16 protein-coding genes are annotated in these 17,931 nt (G+C 58.6%); 9 read left to right on the top strand and 7 right to left on the bottom strand.

Features of this window, described 5'->3' with window-relative positions; translation table 11 throughout:
* Nucleotides 1-54 precede the first annotated feature (54 nt).
* Nucleotides 55-2,346: an ATP-binding protein gene (locus ACOQFT_RS22430; protein ID WP_421600034.1), complete on the top strand. Its 2,292-nt coding sequence runs from the start codon at nucleotides 55-57 to the stop codon at nucleotides 2,344-2,346.
* On the opposite strand, the gene ACOQFT_RS22425 is transcribed toward ACOQFT_RS22430, so the two are convergent.
* Nucleotides 2,343-2,936, bottom strand: a complete 594-nt coding sequence (locus ACOQFT_RS22425) for a sulfotransferase family 2 domain-containing protein (protein ID WP_421600033.1) — start codon at nucleotides 2,934-2,936, stop codon at nucleotides 2,343-2,345. The two genes, ACOQFT_RS22430 and ACOQFT_RS22425, sit on opposite strands and share 4 nt — an antisense overlap.
* Before the next feature lie 192 nt (nucleotides 2,937-3,128).
* Between ACOQFT_RS22425 and recA the strand changes: the two genes are divergently transcribed.
* From recA to ACOQFT_RS22405, 4 genes are all read left to right on the top strand, one after another.
* Nucleotides 3,129-4,196, top strand: a complete 1,068-nt coding sequence (gene recA, locus ACOQFT_RS22420) for a recombinase RecA (protein ID WP_421600032.1) — start codon at nucleotides 3,129-3,131, stop codon at nucleotides 4,194-4,196.
* Between the two features lie 179 nt (nucleotides 4,197-4,375).
* Nucleotides 4,376-7,045, top strand: coding sequence for an alanine--tRNA ligase (gene alaS, locus ACOQFT_RS22415; RefSeq protein ID WP_421600031.1), 2,670 nt, complete (start codon nucleotides 4,376-4,378; stop codon nucleotides 7,043-7,045).
* Between the two features lies 1 nt (nucleotide 7,046).
* Nucleotides 7,047-7,334 carry a DUF1330 domain-containing protein gene (locus tag ACOQFT_RS22410; RefSeq protein WP_421600030.1) on the top strand — a complete coding sequence of 96 codons (288 nt, stop codon included), beginning with the start codon at nucleotides 7,047-7,049 and terminating at the stop codon, nucleotides 7,332-7,334.
* A gap of 355 nt (nucleotides 7,335-7,689) precedes the next feature.
* Entirely contained in the window at nucleotides 7,690-8,313 is a 624-nt protein-coding gene (locus tag ACOQFT_RS22405; RefSeq protein ID WP_421600029.1) for a transglutaminase-like cysteine peptidase, read from the top strand.
* A gap of 140 nt (nucleotides 8,314-8,453) precedes the next feature.
* Here the strand turns inward: ACOQFT_RS22405 and ACOQFT_RS22400 are convergent, their stop codons facing one another.
* The 6 genes from ACOQFT_RS22400 to ACOQFT_RS22375 form a co-directional block, all read right to left on the bottom strand.
* Entirely contained in the window at nucleotides 8,454-9,284 is an 831-nt protein-coding gene (locus ACOQFT_RS22400; protein WP_421600028.1) for a hypothetical protein, read from the bottom strand.
* Nucleotides 9,285-9,742: 458 nt separating this feature from the next.
* Nucleotides 9,743-11,560 carry a translational GTPase TypA gene (gene typA, locus ACOQFT_RS22395; protein WP_421600027.1) on the bottom strand — a complete coding sequence of 606 codons (1,818 nt, stop codon included), beginning with the start codon at nucleotides 11,558-11,560 and terminating at the stop codon, nucleotides 9,743-9,745.
* A 76-nt stretch (nucleotides 11,561-11,636) separates the two neighbouring features.
* On the bottom strand, nucleotides 11,637-11,972 hold the full coding sequence (locus ACOQFT_RS22390; RefSeq protein WP_421600026.1) for a DMT family transporter: 336 nt from the start codon (nucleotides 11,970-11,972) through the stop codon (nucleotides 11,637-11,639).
* Nucleotides 11,973-12,363: 391 nt separating this feature from the next.
* Entirely contained in the window at nucleotides 12,364-13,521 is a 1,158-nt protein-coding gene (locus ACOQFT_RS22385; protein WP_421600025.1) for an HD domain-containing protein, read from the bottom strand.
* The gene (locus ACOQFT_RS22380; protein WP_170442834.1) at nucleotides 13,518-13,763 is read right to left on the bottom strand and encodes a hypothetical protein; all 246 of its coding nucleotides are present in this window, start codon (nucleotides 13,761-13,763) and stop codon (nucleotides 13,518-13,520) included. Before ACOQFT_RS22380 ends, ACOQFT_RS22385 begins: the two co-directional genes overlap by 4 nt.
* A complete protein-coding gene (locus tag ACOQFT_RS22375; RefSeq protein ID WP_170442832.1) occupies nucleotides 13,763-14,416 on the bottom strand; it encodes an alpha/beta hydrolase in 654 nt (217 codons plus the stop codon). Before ACOQFT_RS22375 ends, ACOQFT_RS22380 begins: the two co-directional genes overlap by 1 nt.
* A 177-nt stretch (nucleotides 14,417-14,593) precedes the next feature.
* Here ACOQFT_RS22375 and ACOQFT_RS22370 point away from each other — a divergent pair, with 177 nt between their 5' ends.
* Genes ACOQFT_RS22370 through ACOQFT_RS22355 form a run of 4 tightly spaced genes read left to right on the top strand, consistent with a single transcriptional unit; the run spans nucleotide 14,594 to nucleotide 17,895 of the window.
* Complete coding sequence (locus ACOQFT_RS22370; RefSeq protein WP_421600024.1) at nucleotides 14,594-15,052, top strand: Rrf2 family transcriptional regulator; 459 nt, start codon at nucleotides 14,594-14,596, stop codon at nucleotides 15,050-15,052.
* Nucleotides 15,053-15,109: 57 nt separating this feature from the next.
* Complete coding sequence (locus ACOQFT_RS22365; protein ID WP_421600023.1) at nucleotides 15,110-16,153, top strand: cysteine desulfurase family protein; 1,044 nt, start codon at nucleotides 15,110-15,112, stop codon at nucleotides 16,151-16,153.
* Between the two features lie 18 nt (nucleotides 16,154-16,171).
* Nucleotides 16,172-17,692 carry a Fe-S cluster assembly protein SufB gene (sufB, locus tag ACOQFT_RS22360; RefSeq protein WP_421600022.1) on the top strand — a complete coding sequence of 507 codons (1,521 nt, stop codon included), beginning with the start codon at nucleotides 16,172-16,174 and terminating at the stop codon, nucleotides 17,690-17,692.
* Entirely contained in the window at nucleotides 17,692-17,895 is a 204-nt protein-coding gene (locus tag ACOQFT_RS22355; RefSeq protein ID WP_421600021.1) for a hypothetical protein, read from the top strand. The genes sufB and ACOQFT_RS22355 overlap by 1 nt, the downstream gene beginning before the upstream one ends.
* The last annotated feature ends 36 nt before the right edge of the window (nucleotides 17,896-17,931 follow it).

Below are 17,931 nucleotides of genomic sequence, written 5' to 3'. Positions count from 1 at the left end.
GGCATTAACCTTATTTGGGCTGACTGCGTGAAAGCCCACCGACCTGAGTTGTTTATGACTGATACTACGGAAGTTTTCTCTGATCCGTCCTTTCAAAATGCCCCGACCGGTTTGCGACTTGCTCCTCTGGTTGTGATCGGCGCACTGCTGAGTCTTGCGCCAGTTGTTGGGCTCGTGCCGCGACTTTGGCACACCGGTTTTGTCGTGGCGGGCGTCTCACTGCTGGCGGCGAGTTTCCTCGTGGCGCTGCGGGGAAAGATCGTGGATCATCTGGCGCGGCAGGCGGTGAAGACCATGGCGATCTTTGCGGAACAGGACCTGTTTCCCTGCATGATTGCAAACGCTCAGGGTGACATTCTGACCGCCAATCCCGAAGCACGAAACAAGTTCCAGGCCTTTCCGGGTGCGCGGTTAGAACTTTGCCTGAAGTCGATATTTGCGAATCCGGCACCTGTTCTGCTGCGTCTTCAGTCGAAGGCTGAGATTCACGGCAAGGCACGCGAGGACATCATAACTGTCGGATCGACCGTCCCGGTATCGGTTTTCGATGTCGGCAACGGTCAGTTTTGCTGGCGGTTTCATCTGGATACCCCAGGGCAGTGGGATGAGGTTGCGGTTCCGGTCCTGACCGAAGGTCGCAACGGCACGTTGCTGCGGGTCAACGTCGCGGCGGCCCATTTTCTGGGGCACAGGCCAGATAAATTGCAGCAGGTCCTTTCCACTGATCCTGGGGCACAGGGCGATATCGTTCAGGTTCACACGGCAAATGGAACCGTCTCTGCCGCTGTGTGTGAGCTCAACCGCTCCGGCACGGTACGCGACCTGATTGTGTTGCCGACAGAGGTAGCGGGCCATGCCAGCAGCGGGGCGTCCTTTGCGGATTTGCCGGTGCCCATCGTGCGCCTTGCGCCGGATGGAAGGATTCTCGAGGCCAATCGGCTGGCGGTGAAACTGATTGGTGAAATCGAGCCCGGCGAAACCAATGCTGATCAGATCATGCACGGCCTCGGCTATCCGATTTTGGACTGGCTGGCGCGCACGGCGGCTCAGGAACCAGCAATGCGGTCCGAATTCCTGCGCCTGTCCCGGCAGGACAAAGAGGTGTTTGTTCAGGTCACGCTGAACCGCGTTGTGAATGACGGGCAGGTTCAGCTGATTGCAGTTCTGAACGATGCCACCGAGCTCAAGACCCTTGAGGCACAGTTCGTGCAAGGGCAAAAGATGCAGGCGGTCGGGCAACTGGCCGGTGGCGTTGCTCATGATTTCAACAACCTGCTGACTGCCATATCGGGGCATTGCGACCTGCTGTTGCTGCGGCATGACCAGAATGACCCGAACTATGGGGATCTCGTACAGATCAACCAAAACGCCAACCGGGCGGCCGCTCTGGTCAGTCAGCTGCTGGCGTTTTCGCGGAAACAGACACTGCAGCCCGAGGTGCTGGACCTTCGGGATACGATCTCGGATCTGATCCACTTGCTGAACCGGCTGGTGGGCGAGAAAGTCCGCCTGATCCTCAGCCATGATCCGGTGTTGAAACCTGTGCGGGCTGATAAACGGCAATTGGAACAGGTGCTTATGAACCTCGTCGTGAACGCCCGTGATGCCATGCCCGATGGCGGTGAGGTGCGGATTGAGACCGAGGTTGTGGTGCTGAGCGATCCCTTCACGCGTGATCGGGCCACGGTTCAGCCCGGCGAATATGTCACCGTCAAGGTGATCGACAGTGGTGTTGGCATCCCGGCGGACAAGCTGCAGAAGGTATTCGAACCCTTTTACACCACCAAACGCACCGGGGAAGGCACCGGTCTGGGATTGTCGACGGTGTATGGCATCGTCAAGCAGACGGGTGGTTTCATTTTTGTCGACAGCGTTCAGGGGCACGGGACGGAATTCATCGTCTATCTGCCGGTGTCCGTCGCCTCTCCGGAAGCGCAACCCGACGCGATACCCGCCGCCGACACGCAAACCGCCCGTCAGGGCGAAGGGGTTGTTCTGTTGGTCGAAGACGAAGCGCCGGTGCGCGCTTTCGCAACACGTGCGCTGCGGTTGAAGGGGTATACCGTGCTCGAGGCCGAGTCGGCGGAAGAGGCGCTGCGTCTGCTTGAGGACGGTGCCTTGACTGTCGATGTCTTTGTCACCGATGTGGTCATGCCCGGCATGGATGGGCCGACCTGGGTACGCAAGGCGATGGAAACCCGCCCAGATACAAGGGTGATTTTCATGTCCGGCTATACCGAGGGTGCCTTCGGCGATTCCGGGCCCGAGATCGCGAATTCCACCTTTCTGCCCAAGCCGTTCTCGCTGAACCAACTGACCGAAGCAGTATTTCAGCAGATCAACTAGAGCGCCGCGTCATGGCAGGCGAACTCGGCCGCGTGCCGTTTGCGGTATTTGCGTTCCGTCTCGGGCGTCAGGAACAACTCGCGGTGGGGTGAGACGTTTTCCTGTTTCAGGTCGATCTGCATGTTCAGCCGGTCTTGCAGGAAATCCAGGATCTTGTCCTGATTTTCATATTTGAAGATATGCTTGGCGCCAAAACCGTTGCTCCGGGTGCGGAAGAACTGGCTCTGGCTGCCGACATCGGCAAATTCGGAGCGGGGGCTTTGCATATAGGCTTGCACAAACTCATCAAAGCTCAGATCACGGGTGGAATGCGGATGCCCGATCCGGTCATCCCGGCTGCGGAACTTGTACCAACTGCCCAGCCAATCGACGGGTTCGCGCACGACCGCCATGATTTCCATCTCGGTGTCGTACATTTTCCGAAAGATGTTCTGAAAAAATCGGTCATAGCGCCGCACGGGGGCATGTTTCAGTTCTGGCGGGCCGGTCACGACAAAGTCGGCGCGGTCGCGCAGGGCGGTGTGATATGCCGTGCTGCCTGTTTTGGGAACGGCCAGAAACGCAAGGCGTTCCTTATAGAAAACAAGCATTTAGTCGCCCTTTGCCAACCTTTGTTACTGCCGCAGATTGGCGTAAACGACTCTTTAACACAATTGCTGAACAGTAAGTATTGTAAGTTTTAGTTGAAATGTTCTCTTTTTGGTCCCATAAGGAACAAGAGGCGAACAAAGCAGCGATTGCCGCCCGTTCAAGGGTGTGACAAAAGGGAAGGCGACAGGACAATGGCGGATCTTCTGACGATGAGCGACAAGAAAAACGCAGACAAGCAAAAGGCGCTCGACAGCGCGCTGGCTCAAATCGAACGGCAGTTCGGCAAGGGCTCGATCATGAAGCTGGGCGAAGATTCCAAGCAGGACATCGATGCCAGCTCGACCGGGTCACTGGGTCTGGATATCGCGCTGGGGATTGGCGGTCTGCCAATGGGCCGGATTGTTGAGATTTACGGGCCTGAAAGCTCGGGTAAGACAACGCTGACGCTGCACTGTATTGCAGAACAGCAGAAGCGTGGCGGTGTTTGTGCGTTCGTCGATGCGGAACACGCGCTGGATCCGCAATATGCCCGCAAGCTGGGTGTGGATCTGGATGAGCTGCTGATTTCTCAGCCCGACACCGGAGAACAGGCTTTGGAGATCACCGATACACTGGTGCGATCCGGGGCGGTGAACATGGTCGTGGTTGACTCGGTTGCGGCGCTGACGCCGAAGTCCGAGTTGGAGGGCGACATGGGCGACAGCAGCGTGGGCGTACAGGCCCGACTGATGAGTCAAGCGATGCGGAAACTGACCGGGTCGATCAGCCGTTCGAACTGCATGGTGATCTTCATCAACCAGATCAGGATGAAGATCGGCGTGATGTTTGGCAGCCCGGAAACCACGACTGGTGGTAACGCGCTGAAATTCTACAGCTCGGTCCGTCTGGACATCCGCCGGATCGGTGCGATCAAGGACCGGGACGAGGTGGTGGGTAACCAGACACGCGTCAAGGTCGTCAAGAACAAGGTGGCGCCACCGTTCAAGCAGGTGGAATTCGACATCATGTATGGCGAAGGCATCAGCAAGATGGGCGAACTGCTGGATCTGGGCGTCAAGGCCGGTGTGGTCGAGAAGTCGGGCTCGTGGTTCAGCTACGGTGACGAGCGGATCGGGCAGGGGCGTGAGAATGCCAAGCAATATCTGCGTGACAACAGCCGCGCCGCGCTGGAGATCGAAGACAAGATTCGCGCCGCGCACGGGCTGGAGTTCGACATGCCGCCGGGTGCTGCCGAGGATGACGATATCCTCGAAGCTTAAACAGTCGCTGACGGGAACAGCAGAAATCCCCCGGCACCCCAATGGTGCTGAGAATACCCGGAACAGGGCGGTCCGTCAGGGCCGCCTTGTTTCGTTTGCGCCGCCTCGCCTGTGGACTATCCCTAGGGACAGCGATAAACCCGTTTCAACACAATATGATTGCGCGCTGAGAGAGCCTTATGCCCACGCTGAACGATATCCGATCGACCTTTCTGAACTACTTTGCCAAACAGGGGCATGAGGTGGTGGCGTCCAGCCCTCTGGTCCCGCGCAACGACCCGACGTTGATGTTCGTGAATTCGGGCATGGTGCAGTTCAAGAACCTGTTCACCGGAGTTGAAACCCGCGATTACCAGCGTGCTACCACGGCGCAGAAATGTGTGCGCGCGGGCGGCAAGCACAACGATCTGGACAATGTGGGCTACACCGCGCGGCACCACACGTTCTTTGAGATGCTGGGAAATTTCTCGTTCGGCGACTACTTCAAGCCCGAGGCGATCCCCTTTGCCTGGGAGTTGATCACCAAGGAATTCGGCATCGACAAAAACCGCCTGTTGACAACGGTTTATCACACCGATGACGAGGCTTTCGAGATCTGGAAAAAGGTCGGCGTTCCCGAAGACCGGATCATCCGCATCGCCACCAATGACAATTTCTGGCAGATGGGACCGACTGGCCCCTGCGGGCCTTGCACCGAGATTTTCTATGATCATGGTGATCATATCTGGGGCGGCCCTCCGGGCTCGGCCGAGGAAGATGGCGACCGGTTCATCGAAATATGGAACATCGTTTTCATGCAGAACGAGCAGTTCGAGGACGGCTCGATGGTCGAACTCGACATGCAGTCGATCGACACCGGCATGGGGTTGGAGCGGATCGGCGCGCTGCTACAGGGCAGCCACGACAACTATGACACCGATCTGTTCAAGACGCTGATTGAGGCGTCGGCAGATGCGACCGGGGTGGATCCGTATGGGGACCAAAACGTCCACCATCGGGTGATCGCGGATCACCTGCGTTCGACTTCGTTCCTGATTGCGGATGGCGTTATGCCCAGCAATGACGGGCGCGGTTACGTACTGCGCCGGATCATGCGTCGAGCGATGCGGCACGCGCACTTGCTGGGGGCGAAAGATCCGGTCATGCACCGCCTGGTGCCGACTCTGGTGCAACTGATGGGCGCGCAATATTCCGAACTGGGGCAGGCGCAACCGTTGATCGAAGAGACGCTTTTGCTGGAAGAAACACGCTTCAAGCAGACCTTGGATCGAGGTCTGAAGCTGCTGGATGACGAGGTCGCGGACCTGTCCGAAGGTGCGGCTTTGTCTGGCGATGCGGCGTTCAAGCTGTACGACACATACGGTTTCCCGTTGGACCTGACGCAGGATGCACTGCGCGAAAAGGGCCTGACGGTGGATACGGATGGTTTCGATGCCGCCATGGCCGAACAAAAAGCCAAGGCCCGCGCCGCATGGGCCGGATCGGGCGAGGCCGCAGATCAGGCCATTTGGTTCGATGTTCTGGATCAGGCTGGGGCCACGGATTTCCTCGGTTACGATACTGAGAAAGCCGAAGGGCAAGTGGCTGCGTTGATCGTGGATGGCGCTCTGGTCGACAAGATCGAACAGGGTGGCACCGGTTGGGTTGTCGTCAATCAGACGCCCTTTTATGGCGAAGCCGGTGGTCAGGTCGGCGATACCGGTGAAATCCGACGTCTTGAGAACATGCAGGATGTGTCGCGGGTCGAAGACACCCGCAAGTTTGCCGAAGGCAAGGTCTATGCGCATCAGGTAACGGTCAGCCAGGGTGAGTTGTCGACGGGCGACTCGGTTGAGCTTGCGGTCGATCACGCGCGCCGGACCGCGATCCGGGCCAACCACTCGGCCACGCACCTGCTGCACGAGGCGCTGCGTGAAACGCTGGGCGATCACGTGGCACAGCGCGGGTCGCTGAATGCGTCGGACCGGTTGCGGTTCGACTTCAGCCATTCCAAAGCGCTAAGCCCCGAGGAAATCCAGAAGGTCGAACGAGAGGTGAACGAGTTCATCCGCCAGAACTCGACCGTTGAGACCCGGATCATGACGCCGGACGATGCGCGGGAACTGGGCGCTCAGGCGCTGTTCGGTGAGAAATACGGCGATGAGGTTCGCGTTGTCTCGATGGGTAAGGCCCCGACCGGCAAAGGGCATGACGGCGACACATGGTCGATCGAGCTTTGCGGTGGTACGCATGTGCGTCAGACCGGAGATATCGGCACGTTTGTCGTGCTGGGTGACAGCGCCAGCAGCGCCGGTGTGCGTCGGATCGAAGCGCTGACCGGGGATGAGGCTTTCCGCCATCTTTCGGTACAAGATCAACGGCTTGGCCAGATCGCATCAGAGTTGAAGGCGCAGCCGGACGATGTGGTCAGCCGGGTCAAGTCACTGCTGGATGAACGCAAAGCCCTGCAAAACGAAGTTGCCCAACTGCGCCGCGACTTGGCGATGGCGGGAAGCTCGGGGCAGGGCGGCGCCGAGGCGCGTGACGTGAATGGAGTACCTTTCCTGGCCCAGGCGCTGAGCGGGGTTTCGGGCAAAGACCTTCCGGCGCTGATCGACGAACACAAAAGCCGCATCGGCTCGGGCGCTGTGCTGTTGATCGCGGATGCGGGCGGCAAGGCGGCGGTTGCGGCCGGTGTTACCTCAGACCTGACCGATAAGGTCTCGGCCGTTGATCTGGTTCGGGCCGCAGTGGTCGAACTGGGTGGCAAAGGCGGTGGCGGACGCCCCGACATGGCGCAGGGCGGCGGTCGTGATGCGTCGAATTCGGACGCGGCAATCAAAGCCGCTGAACAAGTACTGGGAGGATAACATGCCCGCACTCTGGATTGCCCACGTTACTGTGACCGACGCCGAGGCTTATGGAAAATATGCCGAGCTGGCGGGTCCTGCGATTGCCAGGCACGGGGGGGAATTCATCGCCCGCGCCGCGCGCTACGTGCAGCTTGAAGGCAGAGAGCGGCCCCGCAATGTGGTGGCCCGGTTCCCCTCGGTTGAAGCCGCGGTGGAGTGTTACGAATCTCCTGAATACCAGCAGGCGCTGGATCACGCGCGCGGCGCCAGCGAGCGTGAATTGGTCGTTATTGAGATCACCGACTAGAATCACTCTGGCAAAGTTACGCCAGATTCCGACAAGCTGAGCGGAATTCAGCGCATGAATGTGTCAGGTGGCCCGAGCGGTCGCCTGACCTTTTTCTTTTCAGATTGCAGGTAAGTTTTTCAAACGCTTATCACGGATGCCGGGTGAAAAGATTACGTCGGGTCACCTTTAAATTGTGGCCAGATTCTCTCAATTCTTGCCAGAAATGGTCAAAATGCGGAACGAATTTCCGCCTCTTTTTGCTTGCAACGTCACTGCAGATTGCGCAAACGGCCCCGTCCACTGATAGTTAGCAAAACAATCTACGGTCCCGTTCTCTGCAATCGCGTGGATGAATTTGGATCGAGGAACAGGCATGAAACCGTTGAGCACTGAATTCAGAGCCGTATTTTCGCGGTTGACCTCAACTATGGGTCGACTTTTCGCCGCCGCCGCGCTGGCCGTGGGCGCTTTGGGTGTGGGCATCGCTGCAGAGGCAAGCGAAGGAAGTTATCTCCAAGTCGTATCGGCATCGCCGCCGCCTGCCGGCGCCCGTCAATTGTGCCGTCAATACAACTGGGCCTGTTCAACCAAGGCTTCGGCTTCCATGTCCAGTCAACAGGAAATGCAGATAATCCAGCGGGTCAATCAGCAGGTCAATGCAACGACGCGCTCGGTGACGGACCAATCGCAATACCGCATCGCGGAAAGATGGGCGCTGCCGACGTCCCGAGGCGGGGATTGTGAAGATTTCGCTCTGCTGAAGAAACGAGATCTCATTCGCGCCGGCGTCGATCCCAGCAAATTGCTGATCGCAACGGTTTTGGATACGCAGCGGAATGCACATGCTGTGCTGGTCTACCGCTCGGCAGCTGGTGATCTGGTTTTGGATAACCTGACCAACAAAATCAAACCGTGGTCGGCTACGCATTATCTTTTCCTGCGGATGCAGAACCCGCGGAAACCCAGTGGTTGGGTTGGGGTTTATAGTAGCAGTTGAGGTTTTCCTGCTGAACAACGATTGAATTGTTGATGAATGAGAAAGGGCGGCACAAAGGTCGCCCTTTCTGTATTCATGACTTTGGTTATCGTGCTTGGCTGCGCCACATTGGTTCTTGGCGCTAAACCACAGCCTTTCACTTAGAACGTACCGCCAGCTCCAGCGCCCCCGGCATTGCCGCCGCCGGCACCACCGCCAGCTCCGGCACCACCAGCGCTGCCACCTCCGCTGCCGCCGCCGGCTCCGGCGCCTCCGCCGTTACCGCCGTCGCTTCCGCCGCCACCGCTGCCGGCACCGCCGGAGTTGCCTCCGCTTCCGTCGCCATTGTTGCCGCCGTTACCGTCACCGGAGTTTCCGCTGCCGCCATTGTTGCCGCCGTTACCGTTGCCGGAATTGCCGCCGTCGCCATTGTTGCCGCCGTTGCCGTTTCCGGAATTGCCGCCGTCGCCGTTGTTGCCGCCGTTGCCGTTGCCGTCGTTGCCACCGCTGCCGTTATTGCCGCCGTTGCCGTTTCCGTCATTGCCACCGCCGCCGTTGTTGCCGCCGTTGCCATTGCCGTCATTGCCACCGCTGCCGTTGTTGCCGCCGTTGCCGTTACCGTTATTGCCACCGCCGCCGTTGTTGCCGCCGTTGCCGTTACCGTTATTGCCACCGCCGCCGTTATTGCCGCCGCCACCGTCGCCACCGTCGCCACCATTGTCGTCGTCGTTGCCACCGTCGTCGCCGTCGTTACCACCGTCGTCGCCGTCGTCACCACTGTCGTCGCCGTCGTTACCACCGTCGTCGCCATCACCACCAATGCTGCCCCCGGGGCCGCCAAAGCCAGAGTCGTTACCCTCGCCATCGCGCGCAGATGCGGCTGTGGTGGCTGTTGGCAGGTCGGTCAGAACAGCTGCGAATGCCGGGCAGCTTTCCAATGTCCGCGCCAGAATATCTTCGAAATCAGCCCGCCGCTGAATGTAGCGTAACATCCGGGTATCGACGACCGTGCACGCGCACAAAGTATCGGTCGACACCGATTGCCGAGCTGTTTTGGTGTTACATCTTTCTGCTAACGCCGCACTGGCTGTAATCAGTGGGAAAGTTGCTGAAACAAATACAATAGACAATAGTCGAGACTTCACGCACATGGCGCCACTCCTTCAAAACTCGTTACACACTTTGCCGCACTAACTGCGGAGACACATCATTTGGTAATACTATCGTGCCACACTTATTCCCCGATTACATCCGTTTTTGGACACAATTTCAAGAGGAGCGTGAGTGGAGCTGAATTCGGCGATACCCGCTAAAGTAGAAATTAAATAAAAAACAAAAAGTAAGCCCGCCAATTTGGCGGGCTATCGGGAACTTTATAGGTCCATCACGTATGCAAAACTGCCACTGTTGAAGCATTGTTTCACAATTGTGAACGATGGAATTGTCAACCTTAGGCAGACTTTGCCATGCGTTTGCGCTCATGCGGATCCAGAAAGCGCTTGCGCAGGCGCACGGCGTTCGGAGTGACTTCGACCAGCTCGTCATCGTCGATATACGCGATGGCTTCCTCCAGGGAAAACTGAACATGCGGTGTCAGCCGGACCGCGTCGTCCGAACCGCTGGCGCGCACGTTGGTCAGCTTTTTGCCCTTGAGCGGGTTCACTTCCAGATCGTTGTCGCGTGAATGCTCACCGATAACCATGCCCTGATAGACGTCGGTTTGAGGGGCGACGAACATGCGGCCGCGCTCTTCCAGGTTCCACAGGGCATAAGCGACGGCTTGACCTTTCTCCATCGAGATCAGAACGCCTGCGCGACGGCCCGGGATCGGGCCCTTATGCGCGGCCCAGCCGTGGAACACGCGGTTCAGAACTCCGGTGCCGCGCGTGTCGGTCAGGAACTCGCCATGATAGCCGATCAGTCCGCGTGACGGCACATGCGCAATGATCCGAGTCTTGCCAGCACCGGCGGGGCGCATCTCGACCAGTTCGCCTTTGCGCGCACCGGTGACTTTTTCGATCACCGCGCCCGAGAATTCGTCATCCACGTCGATGGTAACCTCTTCGATGGGTTCCATACGTTGCCCGTCCTCGTCCCGGAACAGAACCTGCGGGCGCGAGATGCTGAGTTCAAACCCTTCGCGGCGCATGTTCTCGATCAGAACGCCCATCTGCAATTCGCCACGGCCAGCGACCTCAAAGGCTTCACCGCCGGGGGTGTCGGTGATGCGGATGGCGACGTTGGATTCGGCCTCTTTCATCAGGCGGTCACGGATAACGCGCGACTGCACCTTCTTGCCGTCACGACCGGCCAGGGGCGAGTCGTTGATGCCAAAGGTTACGGTGATGGTAGGCGGGTCGATGGGCTGGGCGGGCAGAGCCTCTTCGACCTGCGGCGCCACCAGCGAGTCGGCCACAGTGGCTTTGCTCATGCCTGCGATGGTGACGATGTCACCGGCCTCGGCCACGTCGATGGGCTGTTGCGCCAGGCCGCGGAAGGCCAGAATCTTGGAGGCGCGGAAGTTTTCGATCAACGTACCGTCGCGCGACAGCGCTTTGAGGCTGTCACCCGCTTTCAGCGTACCGCTTTCCACGCGGCCAGTCAGAATGCGACCGATGAACGGGTCGCTGCCCAGTGTGGTTGCCAGCATGCGGAAAGGTTCGTCTTTTTTGTCGGCCTGTTTCGGCGCGGGGACGTGGTCGACGATCAGGTCGAACAGGGCGGTCAGGTCCTTGCGGGGGCCGTCCAATTCCATGTCGGCCCAACCCGAACGGCCCGAGGCATACATGGCCGGGAAGTCCAGCTGATCGTCGTCAGCGCCAAGGTTGGCGAACAGGTCAAAACATTCGTCCAGCGCGCGGTCGGGTTCTGCGTCGGGCTTGTCGACCTTGTTCAGCACCACAATTGGGCGCAGGCCCAGCGCCAGCGCCTTGGAGGTCACGAACTTGGTCTGCGGCATCGGGCCTTCGGCGGCGTCAACCAGCAGGACAACGCCGTCGACCATGCTGAGGATACGCTCGACCTCACCGCCGAAATCGGCGTGGCCGGGGGTGTCGACGATGTTGATACGGGTGCCTTTCCACTCGACCGAGGTGGCCTTGGCAAGGATGGTGATCCCGCGCTCGCGCTCAAGATCGTTGCTGTCCATGGCGCGTTCGGCCACAGCCTGATTTTCCCGGAACGCGCCGGATTGTTTGAGCAGCTCATCCACCAGGGTCGTCTTGCCGTGGTCCACGTGAGCGATGATTGCGATATTGCGCAGGTCCATGAGAGGTCAGCCTTTGAACGGGAAGTTGCCGCGCGCATAGCGCGGTTTGACCAAATAGGCCAGCCCTAACCGGTGATCAGTGGCCAGCAGTCTTGGAAAACAGGTGAATGACAAGGATTCCGATCAGAATCATCGAAAGGCCAAGGACCGCCGGCCAGTCCAGCCTCTGACCAAAGACGATAAAGCCGATGATTGCGATGAAAACGATGCCAAGACCGGACCAGATCGCGTAGACGATGCCGACTGGCATGAATTTCAGTGTCAGCCCCAGAAGATAGAAGGCAATACCATAGCTGACCACGACCAGAACGGACGGCCAGAGACGGCTGAATTGATGGCTGGCCTGCAGGGCCGTCGTACCGATGGTTTCGGCGATGACCGCCAGAAACAGGATCAGATAAGCATGGGGCACGGTGGGGTTCTCGACAGAAGTTTTGCGAGGTTGAGCACGAAATCAGCCGGGTGGGCAAGAGAAATCTCGGCCCGATTGCCCGACCCAAGACGCCGCGCCAACCCGATCAGCCTGTCGTAAGGTCAGGATAACCAGACTGTCTTTGCGTGAAACTCTGTGATAAAAAGCCACTGTTTTTAAAGGTTTTTGTTTTGTGAGTGTATATTCATGACGAAATTCGCATGTTGTATCGTCATTGTTTCGGCGTTGATTGTGGCGCTTGGGTGGCTTGCTGGCGGGGGGTCCGTCGACAAAAACGCGGCCAAGTTTGTTGAACGGTTAGATAGTGATCAGGTTTGAGCGCCTGCCGAAACACGGGGAAAAGAGGCCTTTGGGCCTCTTTTTCTTTTGCCTAGGAACTGGCCGTTGCGGCGAAAAAGGCGGTAAGCTGTGGCTGAAGCCATGTCCACAGACCCGGCGCACCGCGCTGAATCGGAGCTCCCACACGCTGTTCAATCTGAGCATAGGTGACATTGTAATCCGTCCATGATCCGCCACCTGTGGCCAAGTTGCCGACCGGCGCCTGAAAGCGATCTATGGCCTTGGCGAAGCGGGCGTCCGGGCTTTCGGCGGCTTCGAATTCGTACCACAAGGATGTAAAATCTGATTTCTGATCATCCGGCAGCAACCCGAACAGGCGTTCGGCGGCGGCCTGCTCCTCGGCCTCTTGTGCGGCGTGGTCGACCTGACCGTGGATGGGGTGGTCTCCGGCGTCGATCTCGACAATATCATGCAGCAGCAGCATTTTCAGCGCGCGGTCGATCGAAACGCCGGGGGCTGCGTGTTCGGCCAGAATCCACGCATACAGCATGATGTGCCAGGAATGTTCAGCCGAGTTTTCGAACCGTTCATCGCCGAGCAGGCGCGAGGCGCGGTAGACCGATTTCAACTGGTCGGTCTCGGCCAGAAAGGCAAGGCGGGTCGCGAAGCTGGTCTCAGTGGGTTGGTCGCCTTCCAGCAGGCCTTGGGCGGCGGCGTGGGCCTCGGGGAATTCTGTCCTTAAATAAGCGGCACGCCCCCCGTTCAGATTGTCCTGCACGATAGCCAGGTGTTCGGGCTGTGGGGCGGGTGCGCAAAGAACCTGGAACATCGGCTGGCACCGATCCAGATACTTGGCGAATTTTGCGTCCGGGCTCTGGTCGGCCTCGAATTCCTGCCACAAGGCAAGACAATCCGTGGCCTGATCTTCGGGCAAAAGTCCGAACAGCTCTGCTGCAGCGGCGTTTTCAAGCCGCTCAACGGCCTGCCAGTCGGTTTGCAGGTGAATTGGGTGGTCGCCGACGATGATCTCGACCAGATCATGCAGCAACAGCATTCGGATGACCCGATCGATATTGACGTCCGCACTGGCCATAGGCTGCATCACCAGTGCCCACAGCGCCAATTGCCAGCTATGCTCGGCGGCATTTTCCGGGCGGGACTGATCCAGAAGGAAATTGGCACGATCGACCGATTTCAGGCCGTCCGCGCGTTTCAGGAAATCGATCTGCGCGGTCAGTCTTTCAGTCATTGTTTCTCGATTGCTTTGGTCTTGGCGCGGTGATCCGTAAGCTTCTTGATCACAAATTGGCGGGCCTTTCGCTCGGCCAGCCGCACGCGGACTTCGGTCAGGAACGCTTCTTCCAAGGTCTGCGAGGACGCCCCCAGAAGATCGCCCACTTCGACAAAAAAGCGGTCGTCCCCGGTTTCGTCCATCACTTTCATCGTGTCCTCGGCCAATTTCGAGGCGAGGGTGGTGATGGTGTCAGACATCAGCGCGTGTTCTCAGTCAGGCGGCGTTTCACATAATCGCTGACATCGGTGATCAGCGTGTCCATGTGACGATCCTGGAAAAAGTGGTCGGCGCCTTCCACCTCGTTATGAGTGATGGTGATGCCCTTTTGTTCGTGCAGCTTGTTCACCAACGAGGTGGTGTCAGTCGGAGGCGCCACGCGGTCGGCCGAGCCATTGATGATCAGGCCGGACGAGGGGCAGGGCGCCAGGAAAGAAAAGTCATACATGTTCGCGGGCGGAGAGACGCTGATAAAGCCGGTGATTTCCGGGCGGCGCATCAGCAGTTGCATTCCGATCCACGCGCCAAACGAGAACCCCGCGACCCAGCAGTGTTTCGAGTTGTTGTTCATCGACTGCAAGTAATCGAGCGCCGAGGCCGCATCGCTCAGCTCACCCACGCCTTGGTCGTATTCGCCCTGGCTGCGGCCCACGCCGCGAAAGTTAAAGCGCAACACGGTGAAGCCCATGTTGTAGAACGCATAATGCAGGTTGTAGACGACCTTGTTGTTCATGGTCCCGCCGAATTGTGGGTGCGGGTGCAGCACGATGGCGATCGGTGCGTCTTTTTCCTTTTGCGGGTGGTAACGGCCTTCCAGGCGGCCTTCGGGTCCGGGAAAAATCACCTCGGGCATGTGTGCTTTGGTCCTGTCTTTTTCTTCTTGGTGCCCGGATATACTTGACGGTTATCGTCAGGCACCTTAGAACGGTTCTAATTATGTTGCTTTGCGCAAGTTGCTGCCTGTCGGAGATACGCACTGGCAGCGGCGGCGTCAATGTTTTCGCGTAGTACCTGCCAAGAGGAGTAGACAATGAAGCTTTCGACCAAGGGTCGTTACGCGATGGTTGCGTTAGCCGATATTGCCACTCAGCCCCAAGATACCCTTGTGACATTGGGGGAAATCTCGGAACGGCAGGATATCTCGTTGCCCTATCTGGAACAGCTTTTCGTCAAACTGCGCCGTGCTGATCTGGTATCTTCGGTTCGCGGGCCGGGTGGCGGCTATCGTCTGGCGCGCGCCGCGTCGGAAATCCGCGTGGTCGAGGTATTGGCCGCCGTGGATGAAACGGTTGATGCTTTGCAAAAAGGCGCGGGCGCGTCTGGTGCGTCGTCGGGAAGCCGGGCGCAATCGCTGACCAACCGTCTGTGGGAGGGTCTCAGCGCACATGTTTATGTCTTCCTGCATCAGACGCGGTTGTCGGACGTGATCAAAAACGATCTTGCCCCATGTCCCGCAGTGCCCAGCCTGTTTGCCGTTGTCGATGAGTGATGCGATGCGGCGTTTATCCGGCAACCGGAGGTTTCGCTTTTGGGAAAAGGTGAATCCATGAATCGTGTTTATCTGGATCACAATGCGACGACCCCTCTGCGCCCCGAGGCGCGTGAGGCGATGATCTCGGTAATGGATTTTTGCGGCAACCCATCCTCGGTCCATGCCGAGGGGCGCGCGGCCAAGGCCGTGATTGAACGCGCGCGGGCACAAATCGCGTCCGCTTTCGGGGCTGACGGTGCGGATATCGTGTTTACCTCTGGCTCGACCGAAGGCGCGTCGCTGGCGTTGGGTGGCCGGAATCTGCACGGTTCTGCAATGGAACATGATGCTGTAAGAGCTTGGATTAACGAGGATTTACCCGTCTCGATGTCCGGCCAGGTTCAGGTGCCCGAGCCCGAAGTTTCGACCCTGCAACTGGCCAATTCGGAAACGGGGATAATTCAGAACCTTCCCAAGGGCTTGGCCGTGACCGATGCGACTCAGGCATTTGGAAAACTGCCGGTCGCCTTCAACTGGCTGGATACCCAGATGGCGTTGATCTCGGCGCATAAGCTGGGCGGGCCAAAGGGCATCGGGGCTGTCGTGATGAAACGCGGCACGGATTTGCCTGCGCAGATCAAGGGGGGCGGTCAGGAGATGGGCCGCCGCTCGGGTACGGAAAATGTCATTGGAATCGCGGGGTTCGGGGCTGCAGCTGAAACGGCGGCCCGGGATCTGGCCGATGGCGTTTGGGAGCAGATCCGGGAATTTAGAAATATTCTAGAAAAGGCTCTTGAGGCTGGTTCTAAATCTACTATTTTTGTCGGGAAAGATCAGGATCGCCTGCCCAACACCTTGTGCTTCGCCACCCCTGGATGGAAGGGCGAAACGCAGGTGATGCAGATGGACCTGGCGGGGTTTGCGGTCAGCGCGGGCTCGGCTTGTTCCAGCGGCAAGGTCCGCGCCAGCGCGGTTCTAACGGCAATGGGATATGACGAGGTCACGGCAGCCAGCGCGATACGCGTGTCGCTTGGGCCGCTGACCACCGAAGAAGATGTGCTGCGTTTCGCCGAAGCGTGGCTTGAAAAAGAGAAAAAGCATCGCGCGCGTGCCGCGTGATCTGACGGAGTGAAGGATATGGCCGCTTTGGACCAGACCCAGGTAAAAGAAGGTGTCGATCAGGAAACCGTGGATGCGGTGCGCGAGGTCGGCACCTACAAATACGGCTGGGATACCGATATCGAGATGGAATATGCGCCCAAGGGCGTGAACCCGGATATCGTCCGCCTGATCTCAGAAAAAAACGAAGAACCCGAATGGATGACCGAATGGCGTCTGTCGGCTTTCGAGCGCTGGACAAAGATGGAAGAGCCGACATGGGCGATGGTGCATTACCCGCCAATCGACTTTCAGGACCAGTATTACTATGCCCGTCCGAAATCGATGGAGGAAAAGCCGAAGTCGCTGGATGAGGTCGATCCCAAGCTGCTGGCCACATACGAAAAGCTGGGTATCCCGCTGAAAGAACAGATGATTTTGGCAGGCGTCGAAGGAGCCGAAGACATGCCCGCAGAAGGCCGCAAGGTTGCTGTGGACGCGGTTTTCGACTCGGTATCCGTCGGTACGACCTTCAAGGACGAGCTGGCGAAACATGGCGTGATCTTCTGTTCGATCTCCGAGGCGATCAAGGATCACCCCGAGCTGGTGAAGAAATATCTGGGCACCGTGGTTCCGGTGTCGGACAACTTCTACGCCACGCTGAACTCGGCCGTGTTCTCGGACGGGTCCTTCGTCTACATCCCGCCGGGCGTCCGCTGCCCGATGGAACTGAGCACCTATTTCCGTATCAACGCGGAAAACACCGGCCAGTTCGAGCGCACGCTGATCATCGCCGACAAGGGCTCGTACGTGTCCTATCTGGAAGGCTGCACCGCGCCTCAGCGCGACACCGCGCAGCTGCACGCGGCTGTGGTTGAGATCATCGTCGAGGAAGACGCCGAGGTGAAATATTCGACCGTTCAGAACTGGTTCCCCGGGGATGAGAACGGCAAGGGCGGTATCTACAACTTTGTAACCAAGCGCGCCGATTGCCGGGGGGATCGTTCCAAGGTGATGTGGACACAGGTGGAAACCGGCTCGGCCGTGACCTGGAAATACCCGTCCTGCATCCTGCGCGGCGACGAGAGCCAGGGTGAGTTCTACTCGATCGCGATCACAAACAATATGCAGCAGGCCGACACCGGCACCAAGATGGTTCACCTGGGCAAGAACACCAAGTCGCGCATCGTGTCCAAGGGCATCAGCGCGGGCAAGGCGCAGAACACCTATCGCGGGTTGGTTTCGATGCACCCGAAGGCGAAAGACAGCCGCAACTATACCCAGTGCGACAGTTTGCTGATCGGCGACAAATGCGGGGCGCACACGGTTCCGTATATCGAGGTCAAGAACAACTCATCGCGTGTTGAACACGAGGCGACGACGTCCAAGGTGGATGACGATCAGCTGTTCTATTGCCGTCAGCGCGGCATGGACGAGGAAGAGGCCGTGGCGCTGGTCGTCAACGGGTTCTGCAAGGACGTCCTGCAGGCGCTGCCGATGGAGTTCGCCATGGAAGCGCAGCAACTGGTGGCAATCTCGCTGGAAGGCTCTGTCGGTTGATGGCGCGGACACCCCGAAAAAGCATCCAAAGGGATGATGTGCTGACCTGGCTGGGATATGCACTGCCGGTTTTGGGCGGCCTTCTTGGCATGGCCTACGTCAACATCTTCTATATGGCATTCATCAACCCGGTCTGGGCGGTGGGCATTGGGGCAATCCTGGGATGGGTTGCCGCGCGTCTGATCCGCAAAGTGCTGGGATAGGAATTTATCGGGGCCGGGGCGCCCCTTGCGATACGC

This window comes from Ruegeria sp. MALMAid1280 (assembly GCF_049195285.1).
Lineage (GTDB): Bacteria > Pseudomonadota > Alphaproteobacteria > Rhodobacterales > Rhodobacteraceae > Ruegeria.
Note: the sequence above shows the minus strand (reverse complement) of the source record. Positions and strands in the feature narration are given on the sequence as shown.

Bases quoted from the DNA above. Each gene is read 5' to 3' on its own strand.
- ACOQFT_RS22430 (WP_421600034.1), top strand. From the start codon at position 55: ATGACTGATACTACGGAAGTTTTCTCTGATCCGTCCTTTCAAAATGCC.
- ACOQFT_RS22365 (WP_421600023.1), top strand. From the start codon at position 15,110: ATGAATCGTGTTTATCTGGATCACAATGCGACGACCCCTCTGCGCCCC.
- ACOQFT_RS22400 (WP_421600028.1), bottom strand. From the start codon at position 9,284: ATGTTACGCTACATTCAGCGGCGGGCTGATTTCGAAGATATTCTGGCG.
- ACOQFT_RS22385 (WP_421600025.1), bottom strand. From the start codon at position 13,521: ATGACTGAAAGACTGACCGCGCAGATCGATTTCCTGAAACGCGCGGAC.
- ACOQFT_RS22375 (WP_170442832.1), bottom strand. From the start codon at position 14,416: ATGCCCGAGGTGATTTTTCCCGGACCCGAAGGCCGCCTGGAAGGCCGT.
- ACOQFT_RS22410 (WP_421600030.1), top strand. From the start codon at position 7,047: ATGCCCGCACTCTGGATTGCCCACGTTACTGTGACCGACGCCGAGGCT.
- typA (WP_421600027.1), bottom strand. From the start codon at position 11,560: ATGGACCTGCGCAATATCGCAATCATCGCTCACGTGGACCACGGCAAG.
- ACOQFT_RS22370 (WP_421600024.1), top strand. From the start codon at position 14,594: ATGAAGCTTTCGACCAAGGGTCGTTACGCGATGGTTGCGTTAGCCGAT.
- ACOQFT_RS22380 (WP_170442834.1), bottom strand. From the start codon at position 13,763: ATGTCTGACACCATCACCACCCTCGCCTCGAAATTGGCCGAGGACACG.
- recA (WP_421600032.1), top strand. From the start codon at position 3,129: ATGGCGGATCTTCTGACGATGAGCGACAAGAAAAACGCAGACAAGCAA.
- ACOQFT_RS22405 (WP_421600029.1), top strand. From the start codon at position 7,690: ATGAAACCGTTGAGCACTGAATTCAGAGCCGTATTTTCGCGGTTGACC.
- ACOQFT_RS22425 (WP_421600033.1), bottom strand. From the start codon at position 2,936: ATGCTTGTTTTCTATAAGGAACGCCTTGCGTTTCTGGCCGTTCCCAAA.
- ACOQFT_RS22355 (WP_421600021.1), top strand. From the start codon at position 17,692: ATGGCGCGGACACCCCGAAAAAGCATCCAAAGGGATGATGTGCTGACC.
- sufB (WP_421600022.1), top strand. From the start codon at position 16,172: ATGGCCGCTTTGGACCAGACCCAGGTAAAAGAAGGTGTCGATCAGGAA.
- alaS (WP_421600031.1), top strand. From the start codon at position 4,376: ATGCCCACGCTGAACGATATCCGATCGACCTTTCTGAACTACTTTGCC.